This is a genomic window from uncultured Parasphingorhabdus sp., from assembly GCF_963975555.1.
In the GTDB taxonomy this organism is placed as follows: domain Bacteria; phylum Pseudomonadota; class Alphaproteobacteria; order Sphingomonadales; family Sphingomonadaceae; genus Parasphingorhabdus.
In genome coordinates, this window is sequence record NZ_CAXBHH010000008.1 from 1 (window position 1) to 22,660 (window position 22,660).

A 22,660-nucleotide genomic window follows, 5' to 3' on the forward strand; every position below is an offset into this window, starting at 1 on the left:
TGGTGCGCCCGACAGGATTCGAACCTGTGGCCCCCAGATTAGGAATCTGATGCTCTATCCGACTGAGCTACGGGCGCATTATATTTGCGCGTTTAGCCACATAAGCGGGCGCATGCCAGAATCAATTTTTCGATTCAGGTGGTAACATCGGGATGGGCAGAGGCAGTGCTGCGATACCTTCTTCCGCCAGATCGGCAACGTCTTCTTTTGACGCCGTGCCGTGAATGGGTTTTTCTTCCGCATCGCCGTAATGGATATCGCGGGCACGCGCGGCAAATTTATCGCCTACCCATTCGGAATTGGCGAGCAACTTTTCCTGCGCCTTGACCAGCTTGCCGATCATTTCCTTATATTCTGCAGGTACCGCAACCGTGTTCGCCACCGGTTTTGACGCCTGGGTTCCGGACCGATTATCCTCAGGTTTAGCCGCACTCGGCTCCTGATTGCCTTTCCTGCCCACATTGGGTGCCATGGCGGCCTTTGCAATATTTTTACTGCCGCAGACCGGACAGTCCAGCAATCCGCGTTCCTGTTGTTCCGCATAATCCTGCGAGGATCCAAACCAGCCCTCGAAGCGATGCGCGCCATCGGCGCATATCAAATCGAAAATTATCATGTGATTTTCACCGGTGGTTTGAACCGTTTGCGATTGGCAACAGCGGGGACACGCGACCGCACCTCCACCACTTTCCCCAAATCAAGGTCGCAAAAACCTAGCCCGATTCCCTCACCCATATCGAGCAATATTTCACCCCAGGGATCAACCACCATCGAGTGACCGTAGGTAGAGCGCCCGTCCTCATGCAAGCCATATTGCGCAGCCGCTATAACAAAGGCACCGGCCTCGATCGCGCGCGCTCGCAACAATATTTCCCAATGCGCTCTTCCAGTCGGAACCGTAAACGCGGCGGGAATGGACAATATGTCCGCACCCGCATCGGTCAGTGCTTCATATAAGCCAGGGAACCGAAGATCATAGCATATGGACAATCCAAGCGTCGCACCGGGTATTGCCGCCACAATCGCATTGTGACCGCCAGCATATGCGGAAGATTCCCGCAGCGATTCATCGGGACCGAGATCGACATCAAACAAGTGAATCTTGTCGTAGCGCGCGGTAATTTCGCCATCAGGATTAATCAGGTAGGACCGATTGATCCATTTCTCGTCCAGATTATCGGAGGTTTTCACCGCCAGAGAACCGAGCTGTACCCAGATCCCGGCATTTCTGGCTTCGGCTTGAATTGTCGACAGCACGACATCATCCGCTTCATTGCGTATCACTTTTGCCGCCCGCGATCGATCCCGGTCCAGCAATCCGCTCATCTCGGGTGTAAAAACCATTGTGGCACCGCCAGCGGCAGCTTCCGCTATGTGCGAAGTGAGGAGCCTGGCATTTTCAGCTGGATCAATGCCGCTGCTCAATTGGGCAAGCGCGATTCTCAAATCAGGTCAACCTGCCAGAAGCGCATCAAGTTCGCCGGAACGGTCAAGGGCGGACAAATCGTCCGATCCACCAATATGGCGGTCGTCTATAAATATCTGCGGCACGGTTGTCCTGCCACCGGCGCGCTGGATCATTTCCTTGCGTTTCTCTCCGCCCATCGTGATGTCAGTCTCTTCGAAACTTACATTCTTTTTTTCGAGCAAGGCCTTGGCCCGGAAGCAGAAACCGCAGGTAAATTTTGTATATATTTCAACTTTCGACATGTTTCGATCTTTCTACCATCACTGTGAAAATGGGTTGTGGACGGAACGATTTCAAGCAAACGCTTTCTGTTCAAGAATTCAACCATTTTCGAAGTTGCTTATAACCCTAGCCCAGCAGAAAACGAGCACTTGTTCGGCGCCCGCTCTTTTTAGCAGCCGGGCACAGGCATTGCTGGTCGATCCGCTCGTGTAAACGTCGTCGACGAGCATGACCGACTTACCGCTGACGGTTGATCGCGCATCGCTGTGAAGCGCAAAAGCCGCGTCGACCGTTCTACGTCGCTCTTTTCCGCTCATGCCTCTCAAAGGAGGAGTAGCCTTCCGGCGGACAATGACATTGCAGTCCATTTTGATGCTTGTACATCGCGCAAGCTCCCTGCCAATCAGCACCGACTGGTTAAAACCGCGACGCCATAGCCGTGACCGGTGCAGCGGCACCGGAATGATGATGGCTTTGTCCGAACATTCCCCGACAAATTTATGCAGATGTTCAGCGATCAATCTTGCTAGCCCCAACCGGGTACCATATTTCAAGCGCATCGCGATCAACGAACTCTGATCATCATAACGCACCACAGCCCTGACTCCATCGTGCATCGGCGGTTCCGTGAGACATTTTCCGCAAAGGCTGTTGTCTGGACCATCAAAGGCGAAAGGCAGCCCGCAGGCGACGCACCAGGGCTTTGCCAAAAAATCCAGTTGTCGCCAGCACGACAAGCAGAACCGGTTATCTGTTTCTACCGTGACGCCGCATATAGGACATCTTGGCGGCAACGCAAAATCGATCAACGAACGAAAGATGGGTAGCGACAGCATTTGATCTTTTCGTCCAGCGCTCCTAAAGCGACAAGACCCTATGACCGATACAGTCAATGTTCCCGAAGTTTTTAACCGCAAACGCAGGCGTATCGTCCGCGATCGTGCTTATGCACGAGCAAAGGGCAAAGATTTTCTCTCGCAGATCATGGTCGAAGAAATTATGGAACGGTTGGATGTGGTCAAACGCACATTTCAACGAGCCTTGATTATCGGGTTGCCTGCGGAAGGGCTTGAAAAAGAGCTGCAGACGCGTGGCATGAAAGTGGTGTTCGCGGACTCCAGTGCACGGGCTGTAGAAGCACTCGGCGGTGTAATATGTGATGATGATCGCTTGCCATTCGCCGATCACAGCTTTGATTTGATTATCAATATGGGGTCACTGGATACCGTCAATGACCTGCCTGGCGCGCTGCTTTTGTGCCGGCGGATATTGGTTCCGGATGGACTGTTATTGGCTGCTTTCGTGAGTGCAGAGAGCTTCCCGTCCCTCAAATCTATCATCATGCAGGCAGAGGGCGACCGTGTTTCAGCCCATATTCATCCACAAATTGATGTCCGAACGGCTGGCGATCTAATGGCGCGCGCAGGGTTGACCTTGCCGGTGGCGGACAGCGACCACTTGCGCCTGAATTATTCAAGCCTCCATCGTTTGATTTCCGATATAAGAGATGTGGGCGGTAGCAATATCATGACCGGCAGCCTCTTCATGATCGGCCGGGACGTCTATAGGCGCATATGTTCGTTGTTCGCGTCTCACGCCAAAGCGGGCGGGAAATTCTCCGAAAGCGTCACTATATTATATCTTTGTGCATGGGCACCTCACCCGGACCAACCGAAACCGGCGCGTCGCGGTAGTGGGCAGGTATCTCTCAAAACAACACTTTCCCGACCTAGCGAAAACTGATCGCACGCCTAGCTGGGATCGCGAAGGACGCTAGACAGCATTTGAACCAACGGACCATCTGCCGGCGGCATCGAAAGGCCCCGGATTTCCTCCAGCGACAACCATCGCAAATCTAAGGAATCCGGGCTCTGGACATGTCCCGTCCATTTACGACATATATATAGAAGGAGGACCAAGTGCCGTTCCTCCAGCGCCTCGCTGGCAAAAGCTACAGGCTTAATATCCGCTTGTTTGACCCTGATATCCAGTTCTTCGTGCAACTCACGGATCAGTGCAGCTTCCGGGGTTTCACCCGCTTCAACCTTGCCTCCCGGGAACTCCCATAGCCCTGCCATCGGCTTGCCTTCGGGCCGTTTTTGCACCAGAATTCTGCCATCCCGATCAATCAGCGCCGCGGCGGTCACAAACAGATATGTCGGATTTTTTTCCATTTTTTTATGTGATGTAAGGATTTTGTTAATCCCTTTCTGTGAAAACGATGTTGTTCACGACTTAGCAGAACTTTATCCGCGTAGAGAGAGACATGATTGGATTTTTCAAAAAATTATATCTCTCTGACAAGGGTGCGACAGCTGTTGAATATGGTTTGATACTGGCTCTCATCGCGCTGACCGTGTTGGTTGCGATTTCCGGTGTTGCCAATACAACAATAAATATGTGGAACGGTGTTGCCGACGAGGTAACCCAAGCTTCATAAATATGCTGCTGCACTTAATAGTTTGATAAGGTTTCTACTATAAGTTGATGAATGTTGAGCATAAATTTGTTCAATTGGGTAAGTGAATTTGTCAAATCTAGGAGACCAGACATGAAACTCGTACGTAAAATGTTTAAGAATGAAGAAGGCGCAACGGCTATTGAATATGGCCTGATCGCTGCTTTGATTGCTGTCGCAGCTATTGTTGCAATGGGTTCGCTAGGTAACACCCTCAGCAACACCTTCGGCGAAGTCGATAGCTCGATGCAGGGCAACTAAAGATAAGGCATAATCTTCGGATTATTCCAAAAAAGAGGACGGCAGCTTATGGCTGCCGTCCTTTTTTGTATCCGCTCTAATCAATAGGTTACGATTTTTACCTGTTGCCCAGCCCGCAACCCGTCTGTCACACGGAGCCGGTTGAGAACTAAAAAACGATCCTGCTGGTAGTCCGAATAAGCCATTCTTGAAGAAAGGCTCGAAATCGTATCACCGCTTTTTACCGTCACAACATCAACCTTGCGTGGTTTGATTGCTGCCGCTTCCGTTGCAGACATCCTCGCGATACTCTGATACATCGACGAAAAAACGGAAGCACTTCCGGCGGGAACGATCGTCGCGAAATGATAAGCGCTGTTTTTCGAAAATTCATAGGCAAAAACAGTTACATCAACTTGGCCATTTTCGCTGTCGACCCGAGCCGTAGCATAGGATGCAGGTAAGCCGTTTACCGTTGTTCTCTCGATAGCCCCATGAGAAATCGACTTTCCTTCGCCTGCAAGGCTCTGGAACGCAGCATCAATATAGGATGCCATGTGGCCGTTATAGGCAGCAGTCGTAAATTGTCCCTGTCCACTCGAACCGGTAATCGATACCGCCCGCGCACCATTTTGCATTGCGAAACCGCTCGGAATCGTGAATTTTAGCTTCAGGTCGGGGTGAAGAAAACTATTCCCTTCAATTACGCCTTGCTTGGGATCGTCGCCGTAAAGGATTCCATCGAGTTTTTGCAGAAACTGTTCTCGGTTGCGGACGCCACCAGATCTGGTCAACTTGCCAGCGTTTGTTGCGGCGCGAGATACTCTGCGCGCTGGATCAGGATGTGTACTTGCCCACTCGGGCGCGCTACGGGCATCACGGCCTGCTGCTCGCACGTCGATCGCGGATTGTGCGGCGAGGGAATATAGCATCGACGAAAGCGCCTGAGGATCATAGCCCGCCGAAGCGAGATAACGGATTCCAAGATCGTCAGCTTCATATTCCTGTTTCCGCGAATATTTAAGCGTCAATAACTGACTGCCGGTTCCAAAAACCTCTTGTCCGATACGTCCGATAGCAGAATCACCCAGCAAAACCTGAGATCCTATCTGGCCCAGTATGCCAAGAATACTGTTGCGCGTCGCAGCCTTTTGCCGTTTTTCGCTGTGTCTCGCTGCAACATGGCCGACTTCATGACCCAGAACGCCAGCCATTTCCGCTTCATCGTTCATCAGCGCCATCAACTGGCGTGTGAGATAGACATAGCCTCCAGGAATCGCAAAAGCATTGTTCACGGGGCTGTTGAGCAGCGTTACGGTAAAGTCACTGCGCGCGTTTCCAAGCCCCGATTGAACAGCAATATTTTGCCCCACCTGAACGACATAAGCAACTTGGGAGCCAGTATATGCACCGCCGAATTCCTCAAGCAATTGGGGGTGAGCTTCCGCCCCTTTCTGCTTTTCCGCTGCTGATATTGATCGTGCTTCGCCCGACTGACTTCCTGCAGAACCTACTGCACCGGCATCGGCGCCACTGCCCGTGCAGGCGACCAAGGCTATAACCGCCCCAGCGCTCGTCAATCGTGTCGTTAGTCGCGTCGAAAATTTTCTCATAGCAAGCTCCTCATTGTCGCACTGTATAAGAACGGATCAGCGGGTAAAGGGTTCCGCGTGTAAAATGACGTTTCAGCCGCTCCAGACCGAAGAGGAATCTGTAGTTTCTGATCTAAAGCGCACCAATTTGCAGGAATTTTTCCCGGCGTATTCTTCTCAGCTCTTCGCGATCGAACTGTTCAAGCTGCTCAAATTCTTCCTCGATCGCTTTACTTAGATATGCGATAGCTAGGCTTTGGTCGCGGTGCGCACCGCCCACCGGTTCCGATACTATCCGGTCGATGACACCCAATTTTTTAAGATTCTGGGCAGTGATTTGCATTGCATCTGCAGCCACATCAGCCCTGTCACTGGTGCGCCACAGAATCGAAGCACAACCTTCGGGGGAGATCACCGAATAAACGGCATGTTCGAACATCAGCACACGTTCTGCTGCCGCCAAAGCAACCGCGCCACCCGATCCGCCTTCGCCGACGATCACGGCTACCATCGGAACACCGAGCGAGAGGCATTTTTCAGTCGAGCGGGCGATCGCCTCCGCCTGCCCTCGCTCCTCTGCTGACACACCGGGGAATGCTCCTGATGTATCGACCAAGGTCAAAACTGGAAGCGAGAACCGGTCTGCCATATCCATCAGCCGGATTGCCTTTCGATATCCCTCCGGTTTTCCCATGCCGAAATTGTGCCGCAAGCGGCTTTGTGTATCATCGCCCTTTTCATGGCCGATCACAATCAACCGACGATCCCCCAATCGGGCAAAACCACCCAATATGGCTTGATCATCGCCAAAATTCCGATCGCCGCCAAGCGGCAAAAACTCGTCGAAAAGGCCGGCCACGAAATCCTTGAAATGCGGGCGCTCCGGATGACGGGCCACCTGTGTTTTTTGCCAGGGCGTCAATTTCGAATAGGTGTCAGCCAGCATTTTAGCGGACTTGGTCTGCAGCTTTTCGATTTCTGCTTCGATGTCGAGCGAACCTTCGTCCGCCGTGTCTCTTAGTTCGAGAATACGGGCTTCGAGCGCCGCGATCGGTTTTTCAAAATCGAGATAAGATGTCATGAAATTGAGTTAGAACCGGACAGACGAAACGTCAACGCACGAGATTTCGTTCGCTCAACGGATGACGATTATTCACAAGTTCGACCAGTCGTGCGCTGTCTATATGCGTGTAGATTTGCGTGGTGCTGATGTCGCTGTGACCCAATAGAGTCTGCAATGCCCTCAGATCTGCCCCTCCCTCGAGCAAATGAGTAGCAAATGCGTGGCGCAAGACGTGCGGACTTATATTAGCGGGGTTAATTCCTGCCTTGGCAGCATGTTGCTTGATAATCTGGTACAGTCTGATGCGACTGATATGGCCCTTCCGCGAAGGAAACAGCCATTTTTCTTTCGGATCAACGCATGCCGCCCATCGATGAACAGCTGCACGCGCTTGTTGGGAGATTGGTACCAACCGTTCCTTCTCCCCTTTTCCCTTGATAATCAAATAGGGCTTGTTCCCTCTGATGGAAGACCGCTGCAAACTCACCAGTTCGCTCGCCCTGAATCCGGAGCCATAAAGCAGCTCCATAATGGCAGAAAGTCGAAGGGTAGCTGGCTTAACCGGATCGCAATTGAGCCCCTCGGCGATCAACTGGAAGAGACTCGCGATTTCTGCGTGGGACAGTGTCTTGGGTAATGAACGGACTACTCCCGGTCGTGGTAGTGCGTCAGAAGGGTCGTTCTCGCGAAAGCCCTCTTCCACTAAAAATCCGAAATATCGCCGCAGACTCGAAGATTTGCGAGCGACTGTGCTATTTCGCAGATTGCGCCAGCGAGCAGGTAAATTCTTGATCTCATCTCTGTCAGCGCTCGACAATCTTCCACCGACTATCGCCGATGCTTGCTCCAAATCGGATCGATAAGCCGACAAAGTATGCTGGGACGCTCCGGCTTCTGCGACGAGCATCTCGAGAAATCGTTCAATCAGATTGGCATCATCACTCATATCTTGCTCGAATAAGCCTCAAGACCATCAAAGCAAAGCCTATGTCCGCGACAAAGCTTCCGCCGCTATCATCCGCGCTTCAGGCTCAAGACCCACGCGTTTCAGACTCTGCACTATATGGTAAAGATGTAATGGCGACATCGCCTTCCAGTTCCGGCCTTGCATACCGACTGCCGCGAGCAATGCCACTGTACCTTGTTGCCCACGTTGCGCGGCCAACTGAATTGCCTTGGTCCACCGTGTCGAGCGGCCCAAGTTTAACTCCAAATCACTCGAAAAATCATCGACTGTCTGCCGGTCGGCTCGTCCCAAACCAGCGACGGCGGCCAGCAAAAATTTACTACGCAGTTGCCCTTCACTGGCATCAGCATCGCCAAAATCATCAAGCGCACCATAAGATATCGTGATATTTTTGGTCGGCGAAGCTACGGCCAGTAACGCCCAGCCATCACTGCCCTGATCGACAATATCTGCCCATCTGATAGCACTACGATCGAGGCCGGCGGTCAGCATTGACGCGATCAGATCCGCACTTTGATCACCAAGCGCTTCTGCCGGAGGAATTTTTGCAGCGGCTCTAGCGGTCAAGATTTTGGCCGAATATCGCGATAGCGTCCCTTTAGACCGCTCCCATAAATCACGCATTGCTGCCAAACGGGATTCCGCTGTGTCGTTGGTGTAGGCCTGACGCAAAACCGACGCCAGCGCCCGACGATCATCACTCGCTTCCGGATCATCATATGCCGCAGAGTAAAGATCGACCATCGCCTGACTTGAGACCACACCGATCGCAGCCGCGATATCCGCCGCTTTCATTCGAGAATCCATTGAAAGCATCGGTGCCCGAACGCGCCACCCCTGAACATGACGGCCGGCCTTGGCGTATAGCCGATCCGGAGGTTCCACGCCGGTTGCAACACCCAGACCGAACCGCCAATTGTTAAAGAATTCGATATCGTCCCAAAGGATGGCGACCGCTCTACGGCCTTCGAAACCGGCACCGATCGTCTTTTCAGCTAGCAAATAGTCTATTCCAGTGGCAGCCTTCTCCCGTCTCGCTTGCTGGAGCAAGCTGGTCGCCCGACTTTGCTCCCCTGTAAGAGATGCACATATCGGACGGAACATAGTCCATGTCGGCGCATTGCTTACTCGCGCACCACCATCAACAAGAGGGCAAATACCGGCGGGATCGGCGGTCGCCAGATGCGCCTGCATTGCTACTTCGTAAAGTCTCGGCGTGTAATTATCACCATCAACCTTCATAACGAGCGAGCGGGCGGCATCTGCCTCGCCTATGAGCAGCAGACGCCATGCTCGTTCGGCGGTCCAATCCGCAGGATTGACATTCTCAGGGCTGGTGACCTTGCTTAGCAAAGTACGTCGCAGCAAGATCGAACCCCAGCGAGAAATAATCGGGCCACGCAAGTTTCTGATCAAGTTGGTCAGATATTGCCCACCCTCTTGGCCGAAGGCATCTGCCGCCAGGCCATTGTGCTGAGGCGTTAAAACGCCGATTTCTGCCATCGACCGCCTTTCGCCTGCGGAAAGACGATATTGGGGCTGCAACGCATCATCCAGCGCGTTCAAATCGAGATCCCCGTTCTCGTCGAGAGTCAACGATGGCGAAACGGAACCAAGGTCTGGAACATTGCCATCCGCATAAGGTCCGCTTGATGGGTCGCTTGGCTGAGGGTTTGCAGGCCGCGCCGAGACTGGACCGGGCGCTGGCGATGGTATGGCCACGGGTGCGGGGCTGGGCGAAGGCGCAGTATCTCCAAACCCAGGCGGCAACAACGACTCCGGTGAATCCTGCCCCAATACCGGGATCGCTACCAATAGAGCACCAAGACTCACGGCAGCCAACGATATGTGTTTGATACGCGCTCGCATTTTACTGCAGATCATCACCAATAACAGGCTTTTCAACCGGTTGCAGTGGCTGCTCGACATCCATCGAGGCTAGATAAACAGCCGTGCCGATCAAGACAGCAACAAACAAAATTAAATAGACCAACTTACGCGGCATAGATGTGGCTCAATCTTTCGAACGGTTAAAAAACTAGCATAATCAGCATTGGAAATTGCACCCTTAGCCAACCGCTGTATAGCCTTTGCCCCAATGGATAAAAACATTAAAGCCTCTTTCGACAATTCAGCAGGAAATTCCGGTGAAAAGCCAGTTTCCGGTTCAGAGAAACCTATTGTCCTGGTCGGTTTGATGGGAGTCGGCAAAACCACAGTGGGCCGACGCCTCGCAAAACGGATGAGTCTTGCGTTCGTGGACGCCGACGAGGAGATCGAACGTGCGGCAGGTCTTACCGTAGAAGAAATTTTTAGCCGCTTCGGTGAAGCCTATTTCCGTGACGGCGAAAGGCGCGTGATAACACGCCTGCTGGAGGGCAAGCGTCAGATCATCGCTACCGGCGGCGGAGCGTTCATGAACAACGAAACGCGGACATTAATTCTGGAAAAGGCGATCGCAATCTGGCTCGACGCTGATCTGGAGACATTGGTAAAACGCGTGGGCCGGCGCAATACCAGACCATTACTGAAATCTGGTGACCCGGCAAAGATTTTAGCCGATCTGGCGGCGAAAAGAAATCCGGTTTATGCCACGGCACATATTCATGTCATGGGCAATGATTCGCCCCATGAAATTACTGTAGAAAAGATTATCGAGGCATTGCAAAGTTGACCCAAATCACTGTTGAATTAGGCGAGCAAAGCTATCCCATATTGGTTGAACCAAGCGCACTTGAGCGGGCCGCGACGCATCTGCAGGGATTTGCCAATAATCAGCGACTTTTTGTTCTCACCGACGAAAATGTTGGATTTCATCTGCTTCCTAAGCTGAAGGGATCTTTTGCCGGAAGCGGAATTGATCTCATCATCAAAAGCCTCCCAGCAGGCGAGTCGAGCAAGAGTTGGCGCCAACTGGAACTAGTGACCGACTGGCTGTTGGCCCAAGGCGTCGAACGCTCCGATACACTGGTGGCGCTTGGCGGTGGTGTGATGGGTGATCTCACCGGATTTGCAGCAGCAATTGTCAAGCGCGGCTGCAGGTTCGTCCAGATACCCACCAGCCTACTTGCCCAGGTGGATAGCAGCGTCGGTGGCAAGACGGCGATCAACAGTTCAGCCGGAAAGAATTTGATCGGTAGCTTTAACCAGCCCCGTTTTGTGCTGATTGATCCACTGGTACTGAACAGCCTGCCGGACCGGGAATTGCGCGCCGGCTACGCCGAAGTGATCAAATATGGATTGATCAGCGACCCAGACTTTTTCGCTTGGTGCGAAGCCAATGGCTGCGAGGTTCTGGATCGCGACCCGAAAGCCCTCAGCAAAGCGATCATCCATAGCGTACGCGCAAAAGCCCTAATCGTCGGAGAAGACGAGAAAGAGCTCAGCGGTCGCCGTGCTCTACTCAATCTTGGCCATACCTTCGGCCATGCGCTGGAGGCGGAAACCGGCTTTTCGGACAAGCTGGTCCACGGCGAAGCTGTCGCGGCCGGGATGGCACTGGCATTCGGATATTCGGTAAGCCGCGGCCATTGCGACCCGGTCGAAGCGGAACGCGTCCGATCCCATCTTAAGGCGGTCAATTTGCCCTATAATTTGGCAACTGCTTCGGTCAGCGCATCCGGCCAACGACTGGTCGACCATATGATGCACGACAAGAAAATGAGCGGCGGCACCCTGCCTTTCCTGCTTGCAAACGGTATCGGACAGTCCTTTCTGGCGAAGGATGTCGATCTGGAGGACGTTGCTAAATTTCTGGACGAGTCGGACTAACCAACCGCGAAAAATCGGGGATCAGGATTTCTTCGCCGCGTTATTTTCGAATCTGAGTTCTCCGCCGGCGAGCATGTCACCGCCGGACTTCATCTGCGCTTCCAGCCGGTCGCAATCGCGCTGACGGAATTCTTCGTCGACCTCTTCGATCAGACTGCTATCCAAATCAATCGCGAACATGGTCTGGCGCGCGAGATGGATCGCTGATTCAAACATTTCCCGCTTCATCCCGACGATGCCGAGCCCCTTGAGCGCGATCAGCTGGCGGCGGTCATAGACCCGGACGAATATCTTGGTTTCCGGGAAAGACTGAACGATTGCGCGCACCTGTTCCGGACCGAATTCCTTATCATCCATACAGAAGACAATGGCATCCGCTTCATGTGCTCCTGCCCGTCGCAACAGGTCGACGCGAGTACCGTCACCATAGAAGACCTTGGCGCCAAATTGCTGGTGAACGTCAATCTGCTCCGGCTTGATATCGATCAACGTCAGCGGGATTTTTGCAGCCATCAGCACTTGCGATACCGTCTGACCAAACCGTCCCTGCCCGACCACGATGACCGACGCTCGCCCAGCGTTGGAAGGGTCTTCGAGATCCGCTGACGACTTGCTTGCTCCACTGCTGAATCGCCGCGCGAGCAGCATCAGAAAGGGCGTGGTCGCCATTGAAATGGTGATAATCGCGCCGAACAGACTGCTCGCTTCAGGTTCAATCAATAGCGCCTTTTCCGCCTCAGAGAATAGAACAAAGCCAAATTCGCCACCCTGACTGAGCAGCATTCCCATCGCAAGAGCAGGGTTGGTATCCATACCAAACAGCTTGCCGAGTCCGAAAATAATAGCGATTTTGACTGCCACCAGCACAATGGCCGCGCCCAATACAAAACCCGGATTTTCGATTACTACATTGATATCCAGCATCATGCCAACCGCCAGGAAGAAGAAGCCGAGCAATAGAGATCGAAACGGATCAATGTCGGCTTCCAACTCATGACGATAGGGTGAATTCGCCAGCATGACCCCAGCGATAAAGGCACCCAGAGCGGGCGATAGACCGATAAATTCCATCAGTGCGGCGCCGCCGAATACAGCTACAAGACCGGCGACAATGAACAATTCACGTTCGGCAATCCTACCGATCACCTTCAACAAGGGCTGCAACAGATATTTTCCGGCCAAGATGAGCCCGCCGATTGCAAGTACCGCGTAAAGTGCAGTCAGCCAACCTGACGGCCCACCTTCGTCCTGTGGTGCGCGGGATAGTGCAGCAATGATAGTGAGCAGCGGGATGATCGACAGGTCCTGAAACAACAGGATCGAGAAAGCTTTCTCTCCGGTCGGCGTATTCAGTCTGCCGGAAGATTGCAGCATCGGGAGCACCTGCGCCGTCGAGGAGAGCGCCAATGGCAAGCCTATGGCGATGGATGCAGCAAGGGTGAAATTGGTCGTCGCCATGATCAGCAGAAACAGCGCGACGCCGCACAACACAACCTGACTCATTCCGAGTCCGAATATCGCCTGACGCAAACGCATGAGTCGCGCCGGTGCCAGTTCCAGCCCGACAATGAAGAGCAGGAGAATGATCCCGATTTCGGAAAACTCCAAAATCGTACCGGCGTTGCTGATCAACTGAAATCCATGCGGGCCAATCAACACCCCTGCAATCAAATAACCGAGAACCGCGCCGATGCCGAACCGTCGAAATACCAGCACCATGACCAAAGCCGCGCCGAGCATGACAAAACCGCCCAGAAGCAGATCGGCCATATGAGTTTCAGGTGCCATGACTCAGGTTGTCTTTCGTTTGGCGGCGTTGGCAAATGCCGCGATCAATGCATCATAGGGAAGCAATATGGCAGCATGACGCCCCTTGTGGTCTCGGGCCGCAACCAGCTTGTCCATATTTTGCCAGTCTCCGGGACTTTCCGCCTTTCCGCTGAAAAACTCTTCCAGCCCGGACTTGGCCTGCACGATGTCAATCAAGCTGAGGCCAATAGCTTCTGTCCCGAGAATGGAAGCGGACGCCTGACCAAGCGCACAGGCGCTTATACTCATTCCCAAATCTACCAGCGCACCATCATCCGCTAAAATAACATCAGCAGCAACAACGCTGCCGCAAGTCCGGGACCGAATTTCAGCGCTACCGTCCGGGCTATCCAGCCGCTCCTGATGCGGAATTGACACCGCGAGACGCAAAATATCACGGGTGTATAAAGCCTCGCTCATTCAACGGGCTCTACAGGATCGACCGGCGTTGCCCGCTGTTCATGTACAAAATCGACCATAGCATTTCCGCTGGCGTTAAGCAGCGGATAGGTCCGAGATTCGGCGAGCCATTCCGGCCGTGGTTCGTCAACGCCATAAATAGTGTCGTTGACCAGCACCACCAGCAGATAGAGCAAAGTCGCACCAATCAATCCCTTGATCATGCCAAAGCCGAAACCAAGTACCCGATCAATGGGACCGAGCATCGATTTGCGCGATCTGGCACCAATGGAGCGGGCGATCCAGCGGCCCAGCGCATAGGTCACGATGGCAATCGAAGCGAAGGCCAGCACCGAAGAACCGCTCTCGCTCCCCACCGGACCGATCAGCCGGTCCGTTATCGGCGTATGCAGCGTTCTCACGCCAATCACGATCAATATCCAGGCGATCAAAGAAAGCGCTTCCTGAACGAATCCTCTGAGGAATCCGAGCACCGCTGCTCCGCCCATTAAAATCAGTACAAATATATCGAGACCGGTCATCGGCTCTAGCTAGTCACGCTCGAGCATATGGTCAACGAGATTGGCGAGTTTGGCGAATTGCAGCTTCTTTATGCTGTCGCTGCTTTTTTCGCCCGATGCCGGTATCAGTGCGCGGTCGAAGCCGAGCTTGGATGCTTCCTTCAGGCGGAGAGGCGTGCGCGAGACCGGCCGGATTTCCCCGGACAGCGCAATTTCCCCGAATATCACGGCATCGCTGGGCATCGGACGTTCGGCATGGGCGGATATCAGCGCAGCCGCCACAGCCAGATCGGCAGCAGGATCGGTGAGCCGATAGCCCCCCGCGACATTGAGATAGACTTCAGCACCAGAGAAGCTGAGCCCGCAGCGCGCTTCCAGCACCGCCAGGATCATCGCCAGCCGGGAACTGTCCCATCCCACGACCGACCGCCGCGGGGTTGCGCCACTCGCCAGCCGCACCGTCAGCGCCTGAATCTCGACCAGCACCGGCCTTGTGCCTTCCATCGCCGGGAACACGGTTGCTCCGGTGACTTCCTCGCTGCGGTCGGTCAGGAACAGCGCTGACGGATTCGCCACCTCTGTGAGGCCAGCTTCTTCCATCGCGAAAACGCCGATTTCGTCGGTGCCGCCAAAGCGGTTCTTGATTGCCCGGAGGATGCGATACTGATGGCTGCGCTCGCCCTCGAAGCTCATCACCGTGTCGACCATATGCTCGAGCACGCGCGGACCGGCGATATTGCCGTCTTTGGTGACATGGCCAACGAGCATCACCATCGTGCCATGTTCCTTGGCGAATTTGATGATTTCCTGCGCCGAGGCGCGCACCTGGCTAACAGTCCCCGGCGCGCCCTCGATCAGATCGCTGTGCATAGTCTGGATCGAATCGATCACGACAAAATCCGGAGCGTCGCGGCCCAGAGTGGTCAAAATATCGCGGACAGAGGTTGCAGAGGCCAATTTGACCGGTGCTTTGCCCAGTCCAAGCCGCCGCGCCCGCAGCCGCACCTGGTCCGCTGCTTCCTCGCCCGAAATATATGCTACCGAAAGCCCTGCATCGGCCAATCTCGCAGAAACCTGCAAGAGCAAAGTCGATTTTCCGATCCCCGGATCACCGCCCATAAGTGTTGCGGAACCGGCCACCAGCCCGCCCCCGACAGCACGATCAAACTCAGCGATGCCGGTCTTTCGGCGATCAGGCAGTGCGATCTCACTGTCCAACCCGACCAGCCGCACCTCGCGCCCGCCGGACTGCAGATTATGCTTGGAAGCAAACACCGTTTCGCCCGCTTCCTCGACGAGCGTATTCCACTCGCCACAGTCGCCGCACTGCCCTTCCCAGCGATGCGCGATCGAGCCGCAATTCTGGCAGACATATTTTTTCTTTGGTTTGGCCATGCGGCTTATTTAGCAGAACAAATAAAGAACGCCAGTGCTTTTGGGGCAAAATAAAATCAGGAGTAAACGGATCACACCTTCGGATAGAGATAATGATTTAAATTTGCAAACCTGCGCGCCGACACGCAAGTTAAATCGCCTTTGCCCGTATCATGATTGGCTGGCCGGTTCATGAATCTGGTTTAGCAGAGAGAAGCTGGTCAAGGAACGTACAGTTGAAATCATTGAGCAAAATCGCCCCAACGTCATCAACCACCGGATTCACGCTTGCACCCTCCTCGCCATCCTGTAGTTAAAAAGCCATGCGGCAGAAAGAACTCAGACTGGCCTTGATCTGCTATGGCGGCGTTAGTCTGGCTATCTATATGCACGGCATCACCAAGGAGATCTGGAAACTGGCGCAGGCCAGCCGGGATTTTCACGATGGCGCAAGGGTCGACCAGTGCAGCCGCGGCATTTATTATGACATATTGGAATGGCTGGAGCAGGAGACCGGCACAAGGCTGCGTGTGCTGCCGGATATTATTTCGGGGGCAAGCGCTGGCGGGATCAACGGGATATTCCTGTCGCAAGCGATATTGTCGGGGCAGTCGCTCGATCCGCTGACCGATTTGTGGCTCGACACCGCCGATGTCGACAAACTGCTGGACCCCGATGCACGTCCGCTGTCGCGCTTCTCCAAATTCTGGGCCGAGCCGATTGCGTGGATGGCGCTGGGCCGCAAGGGTGGAGCAGTCGAGCAGACTGTGTCGAAGGAAGCCCGCGAAGAGGTCAAGATGAAGCTCTCGCGTTTTGTCCGCGCACGCTGGTTTGCGCCTCCCTTTGGCGGCAAGGTGTTCAGCGGCCTTATCTGGGATGCGCTCGCTGCAGTCCAGGCAACCGAACGCGGCCCCCGTCTGCTCCCACCGGGCCAGCCGCTTGACCTATTCGTCACGGTGACCGATTTTGTCGGCCATCCCGAGAAGTTGCAACTGCACAGCCCTCCCGAAGCGCTCGAGATGGAGCATCGCATCACCATCGGCTTCTCGACCAGAGGAAAGAGAGACGATGCGATTGCGGATCCGGCAGCCCTGACCTTTGCCGGTCGCGCCACTGCAAGCTTCCCCGGCGCTTTTCCACCTTTCACAGTGCGGGAGTTGGACGAGTTGTTGGCCGAGCATGAATATGTATGGGAAGGTCGTCCTGCCTTTCTCAAACGGATATTGCCCAACCAGTTTCGTGCCGGCACGGCCGAAGATACCGTGCTGATCGACGGTTCGGTCCTGGCAAACGCTCCTTTTGCACAGGCAATCGAAGCGCTGAAGAACCGACCGGCCAAGCGCGAAGTCGACCGACGGTTCGTTTATATCGACCCGCGCCCTGATCTCGACGTCGCGAAAAGCGACAAAGCGATGCAGCGGCTGCAGGCTGCGCAGGAGGAGGAGAATGAAGCGCTGCCCGGTTTCTTCTCGACGATTTTCGGAGCCATTTCCAATATCCCCCGCGAACAACCGATCCGCGACAATCTCAACGCAATTGCCCTCCGATCCAACCGGATCACCCAGATGCGGCTGATCACCGAGAATTTGCGCGGCGAGGTCGAGGAACATGTCGAAGGCCTGTTCGGACGGACGTTTTTCCTCGACCGGCCAACCGCCGCGCGCGTGGCGGCGTGGCGGCGCAAGTCGCACGACAGGGCGGCCAAGCTCGCGGGATTTTCTTACAGCGCTTATGGCCACCTCAAGCTAGCGACGGTTATCGAGGATATTGCGCATACCGTACGGCGAGCCAAATCTGATCCCAACGCACATAACCATCCGGGATTGCGCAGCGCGCTCTGGACCGAGATACGCCGCCTTGGCCTCGACAATGTCGGACAGAAGAGCGGCGGACCAACCAAATTGGCGGCTGAATTCTTCCGCCAGCATGATCTGGGATTCCGGATACGCCGTCTTCGCTTTCTCGCCCGGCAGCTGGCCGAAGATCTCGATCGGGCCGACCCCGCTGATGCAGAGGTCATGGAAGGGATACATGATATCATCTATGATTGCCTTTCCCTCTATATCGAGCGCGAGACGATCGAATATCTTGGCGATGATTTCATTGCTCTTGCCGAACAGGCGGAGGTGCAGCCCGGGGCGATGCTGGATGCGCTGGCCAAGGCCCGCGATCTTACGACAGCCGATGCCATTGTCGACGCCAGACTGGCGGCGGCGCTGGCGGTGATACCGAAGGCGGAGAAGCGGTCGATGCTGCTCGCCTTCCTCGGCTTTCCCTTTTACGATATCGCTACCTTGCCGCTGCTGCAGGGCGAAGGGCTTGACGAATTCGACCCGATCAAGGTCGACCGCATCTCTCCCGAAGACGCCCGGACGATCCGCAAAGGCGGCGTGGCGGCGACGCTAAAAGGCATTGAATTCAACAATTTCGGCGCCTTTTTCAGCCGCAGCTACCGCGAGAATGACTATCTCTGGGGCCGGCTGCATGGTGCCGACCGGATGATCGACATCATGCTGTCCACTCTGCCCGAGTCCAAGCGCCCCGATGGCGACACGATTTTGGGTTTCAAGAAAACCATCTTCCGCAAGATCGTAGATGAAGAGGAGCCCCGGCTGACCAGGGTCAAGCCGCTGATCGCCGCCTTGCGCGAAGAAATCGAGGCGGCGACCCTCTGACTAGTGGGCGTGGTCGTCCACGTGTTCCGGTTTCTGCACGCTCTTGTATACCGCCGCGACAAAAGCATCACCCTTGATAAAGGCATCGGGATTGACGTCCCATTGCCCCGCAAGCTTCATGGCCTGCACCTGCTCCAGCGACTTGCCCTCGCCTTGCGCCTTTACCACCGCGCCGATCACCGTCTTCATCATGTCGCGATATGCGATCAGGTCCGTTTTGGTCGCCATGGGTCCATGACCGGGAATGATCTTCGTGTCGTCATTCACCATGGTCAGCACTTTGTCCGCAGCGGCCAATATCCCGCGCGCGTTGCCGCCGCTGTCCAGATCAATGAAGGGCAGACTCATCTTGTTGAAAAACAGATCCCCCATGTGGAGCACATTCGCCTTTTTCCAGAATATGATACTATCGCCATCGGTGTGACCATGTTTCATATGTTTTATCTGCACCTCGTCACCATTGAGATGAAGCTTTAGCCCGTCATGATAGGTCACGGTGGGCAAGGCCTCGACCGCAGATGCCGGGTCATTGCCGCGCCCCGACTTCTGGATACCCAGCATCCGTTCCCGAACATGGTCATGCGCCATGATCAGCGCACCAGCCTTGCCGAAATTTTCATTCCCGCCGCTATGATCGCCGTGCCAGTGGGTGTTGATCAGATATGTGACCGGCTCCGCGCCCAGACCAGCGATGGCAGCCTGAATTTTCGGCGTCAGAGGAGCGAACTGGTCGTCGATCAACACCGTTCCGTCGGGTCCGTAGGAGACACCGATATTGCCACCGGCACCAAATAATACAGCGACGCCTTCGGCCAACGGCACGACCTTGATCTCGACCCCGGCGAAGCGGTCCGCTTCCTGCGCATTGCTTTCGCTGTAGGCAGAGAGGGCCAATGGAGAGACTGCGAGCAACAGTACGGCTAGGGTTCTGGATATCGGTTTTGACATATGAAGGGTCTCCTGTTTTTTCTCGTCGATCCGGTGGTTTTGGTTGGCTATCGGTTACCCCAGCTCCATCGGTTTAGACCCGAGCCTTCGCCGGGGTGACAATTATTCTAGCGACTTAACATCGATACGCAGCAACCGCTATCCCTTGGCAAAAAACATCAAATTTACCAGCCGTCCATCCTGCGGCGTCTTGCCAAATGCCATCCCGCTATTGTGGAACATCCAAGGACTGAACAGGATCAGCCGGTTGAAGCGCATCGGCACCGTCATCACCTTCGCCCATTTTGCCGGATGGTTGGTGTCCTTGTTGACCACATCCTCGATTAACGCATTTATGTCGGAATAGCCGGCTTTGATGATCCCCGGCATATCTGTCGGAACACGTTCCAGACCGGTGCGTTTGTGGCGGAAAAATTCGGTGCCGCCTTTGCAATGTTCGGGGAGCGAGAGATAGAGAATGCCGGAATAGAAGGCCGGATCAATATGCACGCCGCTTCGCCCCTTGTCGCCTTTCAGGGTGATCCGGCAATGCAAATGGCTAGTATTCGGCGCGGCTTTCACCGGTGCGTTGATGATCCCGGAGATCCGCTCGTCGAGTCCCTGAATATCCAGCGGTCTGGTCGAGATATGGCCAGGATAATTGCCATGCTTGTTTTGCGGATCATAATCGAGCGCCAGAGCGGCGTTGCGCGCCGCCAATGGATCGGAGATAAAATCGTCCAGAATAAGCAGCGACGGCAGCATCAAAAAACTCTCCGACGAGACGGCAAAACAATCATCGCGGCGCACTCATGGAGGATATCCGCACCCAGCCGTTCATATTACGAGCGAGTAGTCTGATGAACTTTACAAACTTTACAGTGTTAAAGAAAAAGAATCCTGCCCTAGCATCGACGTCAGAAATACCCCTTAACCTACTGGTAAGATAATATAAATATTGAAGAGATGGCAGATTAGACATTTTGCATCCCTATCATGAATGGCCTGCTGTAGGACATTATTTTCTCACCCTAACCTCCAGCCATTTGTTTGGGGCCTTGGGTTCGCCAGTCTCAAACCTATTCTTTGCGACCGGCAAAGCCACCTTCGACAATCGCGCCAACCCTGCTCATGAATTCCATACCATTTGCAATCTCTTCATCGGTCAACTGGTCAGAGATCAATGCGATGAAAGCCTCTGTCCGCTCCATCATTTCATTCACCGTTGCCTGACCCTTTTTCGTCAGACGAATGACCTTCTCCCGCGCCGACGCCTTGCTTTCCTTGATCGATATCAGATTGAGATCTTTTTCCGCCATGGCGCGCAAGACTTTCGAAATCGCCGGGCTGCCCAATTCATACCATTCGCCGATCAACCGTTCGATCGTCTTGCGATGGATCGTATTGCGATCCGTGCCCTTGGAATGGATGATCCACAGGATCACCGTCTGGTGCCGGGTCAGATTGGACCCGCTCAGATGTTTTTCGACCGCCATGCCCACCGAATAATGGAACGGATAGAATAGCTTGAGGAAGTTTTGCGGGGCAGTTTCCCGTTTTATGGGATAGTCTATGCCGAAATCAGACTGCTGCTTCACTCTATACTCCATTGTTGGAATGTCCGCCCGCTGTCGTCATCCACGGATCGCCATGCTCGATGAACGAATATCATGAAAAAGTCTATTCCTCCTACTTAAAAATCAAAAACTTTTGTGCGCAAGATTCGCGATTTTAGCCCTTTGGATATCTATCATCATTGATCAGCTTTATAATTAAATCAATTATAATCAAGCAGTTAAATAAAATTTCCTTTCAATCCAGCGAGCTCAGTTGACAAATTTATTACCCAATCTCTATTGTGTCGATAAGAAACAATGTCGTTACGACATATAAATATATGAGGTTGAGGATACATGAAAACCGCGTTTAGCGCCGACCAGTTGAGCCGTCCGGAAGTGATCCGGAATCCCTATCCCTATTATGATCTGCTGCGCGATCAGTCGCCGGTTTTCGGTTATCGCGATTTTCCTCCCGGCACGATGCCGGGGGTAGACGAACCTAAACCATCCTGGGTGGTGCTCAACTTCGATGATGTCGCCGCAGTCGCCTGGGATCATGACAGCTTCTCTTCGAGGGACAGCTTGCAGGAAGAATCCTCCGCGCCTTCGCTAATGCTGGTCAATCACGATCGGCCGGAACATACCCGCCTGCGAAAAATTGCAACCAAGGTTTTTCAACCTGCATCGATCAAATCTCTGGCGCCGGCAGTAGATGCGCTGGTCACCAAGACCATGGACGATTTTTTCACAACCGACCAAACCATCGATGTCATGGCCGAATATTGTGCGATGCTGCCCAGCAGAGTGATGGCCTATCTTTTCGGCATGCCGGAAAATATGGACCACGACGTACGCAACTGGGCATCCGCCTTCATGCTGTCCGCCGACATATATCCGGAGGAACGGCAAGCTTATAATGAAGAAGCAATGGGCTTCTTTGCAGAGCATGTCAGAGAGCATATCGACCGGATTGCCAAAGGCCAAAACACGCCCGGCCCATTGCTCAACGCCTTCATCCGCACCGAAGTCGACGGCGACAGCCTGTCTTTCGAAGAAATAGTCCGCTTCTGCATGACCGCCACCGTCGCCGGGGCGGAGACAACTTCTTTCTATCTCGGCAATCTGATCGCCGTGTTCGCCGACTTCAACGACATCTGGCAGGGATTCGTCGAGGACCCGACGTTGTTCGACGCAATATATAAGGAAACCCTCCGCTTTCACGGCCCGCCGCAGCGGCTATTCCGGGTGGCAACCCGCGACATCACGATAGGCAATGCCGATATCAAGCGCGGCGATTGGGTCGCCTGTTTCTTCGGCGCGGCCAATTATGATCCGGAGACTTTTCCAGAGCCGTATGAGTTCCAACTGAACCGCAAGAATGCCAATCGCCATATGAGCTTCGGCTATGGCATCCATCGCTGTCTCGGCGCTCCGCTGGCGCAGCTGGAAGCGGAGTCCACCGCACGCATGCTGCGGGACCGATATAAGCAGATTGAACGCGCAGGCGAAGCGGTCTGGCAGGATGTCAGCCTGCTCAACCACGGGCTGCACAGCAACCCGGTAATTTTTCGCGCTCGGGATTAGAAACAGAAAATATTCAAAAACAACGGTGAGC

General features: G+C 54.2%; 24 protein-coding genes, 1 tRNA gene and 1 pseudogene. 7 read left to right on the forward strand and 19 right to left on the reverse strand.

From position 1 onward, the window contains the following. The 6 genes and pseudogenes from AAC060_RS13760 to AAC060_RS13785 all read right to left on the reverse strand — a co-directional run. Window positions 1-77, reverse strand: a tRNA-Arg gene (locus AAC060_RS13760). Between the two features lie 44 nt (window positions 78-121). Continuing rightward, the gene (locus AAC060_RS13765) at window positions 122-616 is read right to left on the reverse strand and encodes a DUF1178 family protein (RefSeq protein ID WP_339827160.1); all 495 of its coding nucleotides are present in this window, start codon (window positions 614-616) and stop codon (window positions 122-124) included. Continuing rightward, window positions 613-1,446: a carbon-nitrogen hydrolase family protein gene (locus tag AAC060_RS13770; protein WP_339827162.1), complete on the reverse strand. Its 834-nt coding sequence runs from the start codon at window positions 1,444-1,446 to the stop codon at window positions 613-615. The genes AAC060_RS13765 and AAC060_RS13770 overlap by 4 nt, the downstream gene beginning before the upstream one ends. A 6-nt stretch (window positions 1,447-1,452) precedes the next feature. Beyond that, window positions 1,453-1,710, reverse strand: coding sequence for a glutaredoxin 3 (grxC, locus tag AAC060_RS13775; protein ID WP_339827165.1), 258 nt, complete (start codon window positions 1,708-1,710; stop codon window positions 1,453-1,455). A gap of 78 nt (window positions 1,711-1,788) precedes the next feature. Beyond that, a complete protein-coding gene (locus tag AAC060_RS13780; protein ID WP_339827419.1) occupies window positions 1,789-2,307 on the reverse strand; it encodes a ComF family protein in 519 nt (172 codons plus the stop codon). Between the two features lie 24 nt (window positions 2,308-2,331). Further along, window positions 2,332-2,526, reverse strand: a pseudogene (locus tag AAC060_RS13785) (double zinc ribbon domain-containing protein); the annotation flags it as partial. A 40-nt stretch (window positions 2,527-2,566) separates the two neighbouring features. Between AAC060_RS13785 and AAC060_RS13790 the strand changes: the two are divergent. Next, on the forward strand, window positions 2,567-3,433 hold the full coding sequence (locus AAC060_RS13790) for a methyltransferase domain-containing protein (protein WP_339827167.1): 867 nt from the start codon (window positions 2,567-2,569) through the stop codon (window positions 3,431-3,433). A gap of 8 nt (window positions 3,434-3,441) precedes the next feature. Here the strand turns inward: AAC060_RS13790 and AAC060_RS13795 are convergent, their stop codons facing one another. Further along, the gene (locus AAC060_RS13795) at window positions 3,442-3,864 is read right to left on the reverse strand and encodes a (deoxy)nucleoside triphosphate pyrophosphohydrolase (RefSeq protein WP_339827169.1); all 423 of its coding nucleotides are present in this window, start codon (window positions 3,862-3,864) and stop codon (window positions 3,442-3,444) included. A 92-nt stretch (window positions 3,865-3,956) separates the two neighbouring features. On the opposite strand from AAC060_RS13795, the gene AAC060_RS13800 reads away from it, so the two are divergent. Then, window positions 3,957-4,130 (forward strand): Flp family type IVb pilin, encoded by a 174-nt coding sequence (locus tag AAC060_RS13800; RefSeq protein ID WP_339827171.1) that lies wholly within the window; start codon window positions 3,957-3,959, stop codon window positions 4,128-4,130. A gap of 111 nt (window positions 4,131-4,241) precedes the next feature. Next, on the forward strand, window positions 4,242-4,409 hold the full coding sequence (locus AAC060_RS13805) for a Flp family type IVb pilin (RefSeq protein WP_339827172.1): 168 nt from the start codon (window positions 4,242-4,244) through the stop codon (window positions 4,407-4,409). A gap of 80 nt (window positions 4,410-4,489) precedes the next feature. Here AAC060_RS13805 and AAC060_RS13810 read toward each other — a convergent pair whose 3' ends face one another. The 5 genes from AAC060_RS13810 to AAC060_RS13830 all read right to left on the reverse strand — a co-directional run bounded on the left by AAC060_RS13810 (window position 4,490) and on the right by AAC060_RS13830 (window position 10,015). Further along, the gene (locus tag AAC060_RS13810; RefSeq protein WP_339827173.1) at window positions 4,490-6,001 is read right to left on the reverse strand and encodes a M48 family metalloprotease; all 1,512 of its coding nucleotides are present in this window, start codon (window positions 5,999-6,001) and stop codon (window positions 4,490-4,492) included. 112 nt (window positions 6,002-6,113) lie between these two features. Continuing rightward, the gene (locus tag AAC060_RS13815) at window positions 6,114-7,061 is read right to left on the reverse strand and encodes an acetyl-CoA carboxylase carboxyltransferase subunit alpha (RefSeq protein WP_339827174.1); all 948 of its coding nucleotides are present in this window, start codon (window positions 7,059-7,061) and stop codon (window positions 6,114-6,116) included. A 31-nt stretch (window positions 7,062-7,092) separates the two neighbouring features. Beyond that, a complete protein-coding gene (locus AAC060_RS13820; RefSeq protein ID WP_339827177.1) occupies window positions 7,093-7,989 on the reverse strand; it encodes a tyrosine recombinase in 897 nt (298 codons plus the stop codon). A 39-nt stretch (window positions 7,990-8,028) separates the two neighbouring features. Next, window positions 8,029-9,576, reverse strand: coding sequence for a hypothetical protein (locus tag AAC060_RS13825; RefSeq protein WP_339827179.1), 1,548 nt, complete (start codon window positions 9,574-9,576; stop codon window positions 8,029-8,031). A gap of 304 nt (window positions 9,577-9,880) precedes the next feature. Further along, window positions 9,881-10,015, reverse strand: coding sequence for a hypothetical protein (locus AAC060_RS13830; RefSeq protein WP_339827181.1), 135 nt, complete (start codon window positions 10,013-10,015; stop codon window positions 9,881-9,883). Window positions 10,016-10,063: 48 nt separating this feature from the next. Between AAC060_RS13830 and AAC060_RS13835 the strand changes: the two genes are divergently transcribed. Further along, window positions 10,064-10,684 carry a shikimate kinase gene (locus tag AAC060_RS13835; RefSeq protein ID WP_339827183.1) on the forward strand — a complete coding sequence of 207 codons (621 nt, stop codon included), beginning with the start codon at window positions 10,064-10,066 and terminating at the stop codon, window positions 10,682-10,684. Beyond that, window positions 10,681-11,781 carry a 3-dehydroquinate synthase gene (gene aroB / locus AAC060_RS13840; RefSeq protein ID WP_339827185.1) on the forward strand — a complete coding sequence of 367 codons (1,101 nt, stop codon included), beginning with the start codon at window positions 10,681-10,683 and terminating at the stop codon, window positions 11,779-11,781. The genes AAC060_RS13835 and aroB overlap by 4 nt, the downstream gene beginning before the upstream one ends. Before the next feature lie 21 nt (window positions 11,782-11,802). Here aroB and AAC060_RS13845 read toward each other — a convergent pair whose 3' ends face one another. The 4 genes from AAC060_RS13845 to radA are packed head-to-tail and all read right to left on the reverse strand — an operon-like array spanning window position 11,803 to window position 15,905. Further along, window positions 11,803-13,569, reverse strand: a complete 1,767-nt coding sequence (locus AAC060_RS13845; RefSeq protein ID WP_339827187.1) for a monovalent cation:proton antiporter-2 (CPA2) family protein — start codon at window positions 13,567-13,569, stop codon at window positions 11,803-11,805. 3 nt (window positions 13,570-13,572) lie between these two features. After that, entirely contained in the window at window positions 13,573-14,010 is a 438-nt protein-coding gene (locus AAC060_RS13850) for an iron-sulfur cluster assembly scaffold protein (protein WP_339827189.1), read from the reverse strand. Then, on the reverse strand, window positions 14,007-14,531 hold the full coding sequence (locus AAC060_RS13855; protein WP_339827191.1) for a CvpA family protein: 525 nt from the start codon (window positions 14,529-14,531) through the stop codon (window positions 14,007-14,009). The genes AAC060_RS13850 and AAC060_RS13855 overlap by 4 nt, the downstream gene beginning before the upstream one ends. 9 nt (window positions 14,532-14,540) lie before the next feature. After that, window positions 14,541-15,905 carry a DNA repair protein RadA gene (gene radA, locus AAC060_RS13860; protein ID WP_339827193.1) on the reverse strand — a complete coding sequence of 455 codons (1,365 nt, stop codon included), beginning with the start codon at window positions 15,903-15,905 and terminating at the stop codon, window positions 14,541-14,543. A gap of 302 nt (window positions 15,906-16,207) precedes the next feature. Between radA and AAC060_RS13865 the strand changes: the two genes are divergently transcribed. Next, window positions 16,208-18,559 carry a patatin-like protein gene (locus tag AAC060_RS13865; protein ID WP_339827195.1) on the forward strand — a complete coding sequence of 784 codons (2,352 nt, stop codon included), beginning with the start codon at window positions 16,208-16,210 and terminating at the stop codon, window positions 18,557-18,559. Here AAC060_RS13865 and AAC060_RS13870 read toward each other — a convergent pair whose 3' ends face one another. From AAC060_RS13870 to AAC060_RS13880, 3 genes are all read right to left on the reverse strand, one after another. Next, on the reverse strand, window positions 18,560-19,507 hold the full coding sequence (locus tag AAC060_RS13870; protein WP_339827197.1) for an MBL fold metallo-hydrolase: 948 nt from the start codon (window positions 19,505-19,507) through the stop codon (window positions 18,560-18,562). A gap of 138 nt (window positions 19,508-19,645) precedes the next feature. Then, window positions 19,646-20,251: a DUF6445 family protein gene (locus AAC060_RS13875; RefSeq protein ID WP_339827199.1), complete on the reverse strand. Its 606-nt coding sequence runs from the start codon at window positions 20,249-20,251 to the stop codon at window positions 19,646-19,648. 314 nt (window positions 20,252-20,565) lie between these two features. Beyond that, complete coding sequence (locus AAC060_RS13880) at window positions 20,566-21,084, reverse strand: winged helix DNA-binding protein (RefSeq protein ID WP_339827201.1); 519 nt, start codon at window positions 21,082-21,084, stop codon at window positions 20,566-20,568. A 315-nt stretch (window positions 21,085-21,399) separates the two neighbouring features. On the opposite strand from AAC060_RS13880, the gene AAC060_RS13885 reads away from it, so the two are divergent. Next, complete coding sequence (locus AAC060_RS13885) at window positions 21,400-22,629, forward strand: cytochrome P450 (RefSeq protein ID WP_339827203.1); 1,230 nt, start codon at window positions 21,400-21,402, stop codon at window positions 22,627-22,629. Window positions 22,630-22,660: the final 31 nt, after the last annotated feature.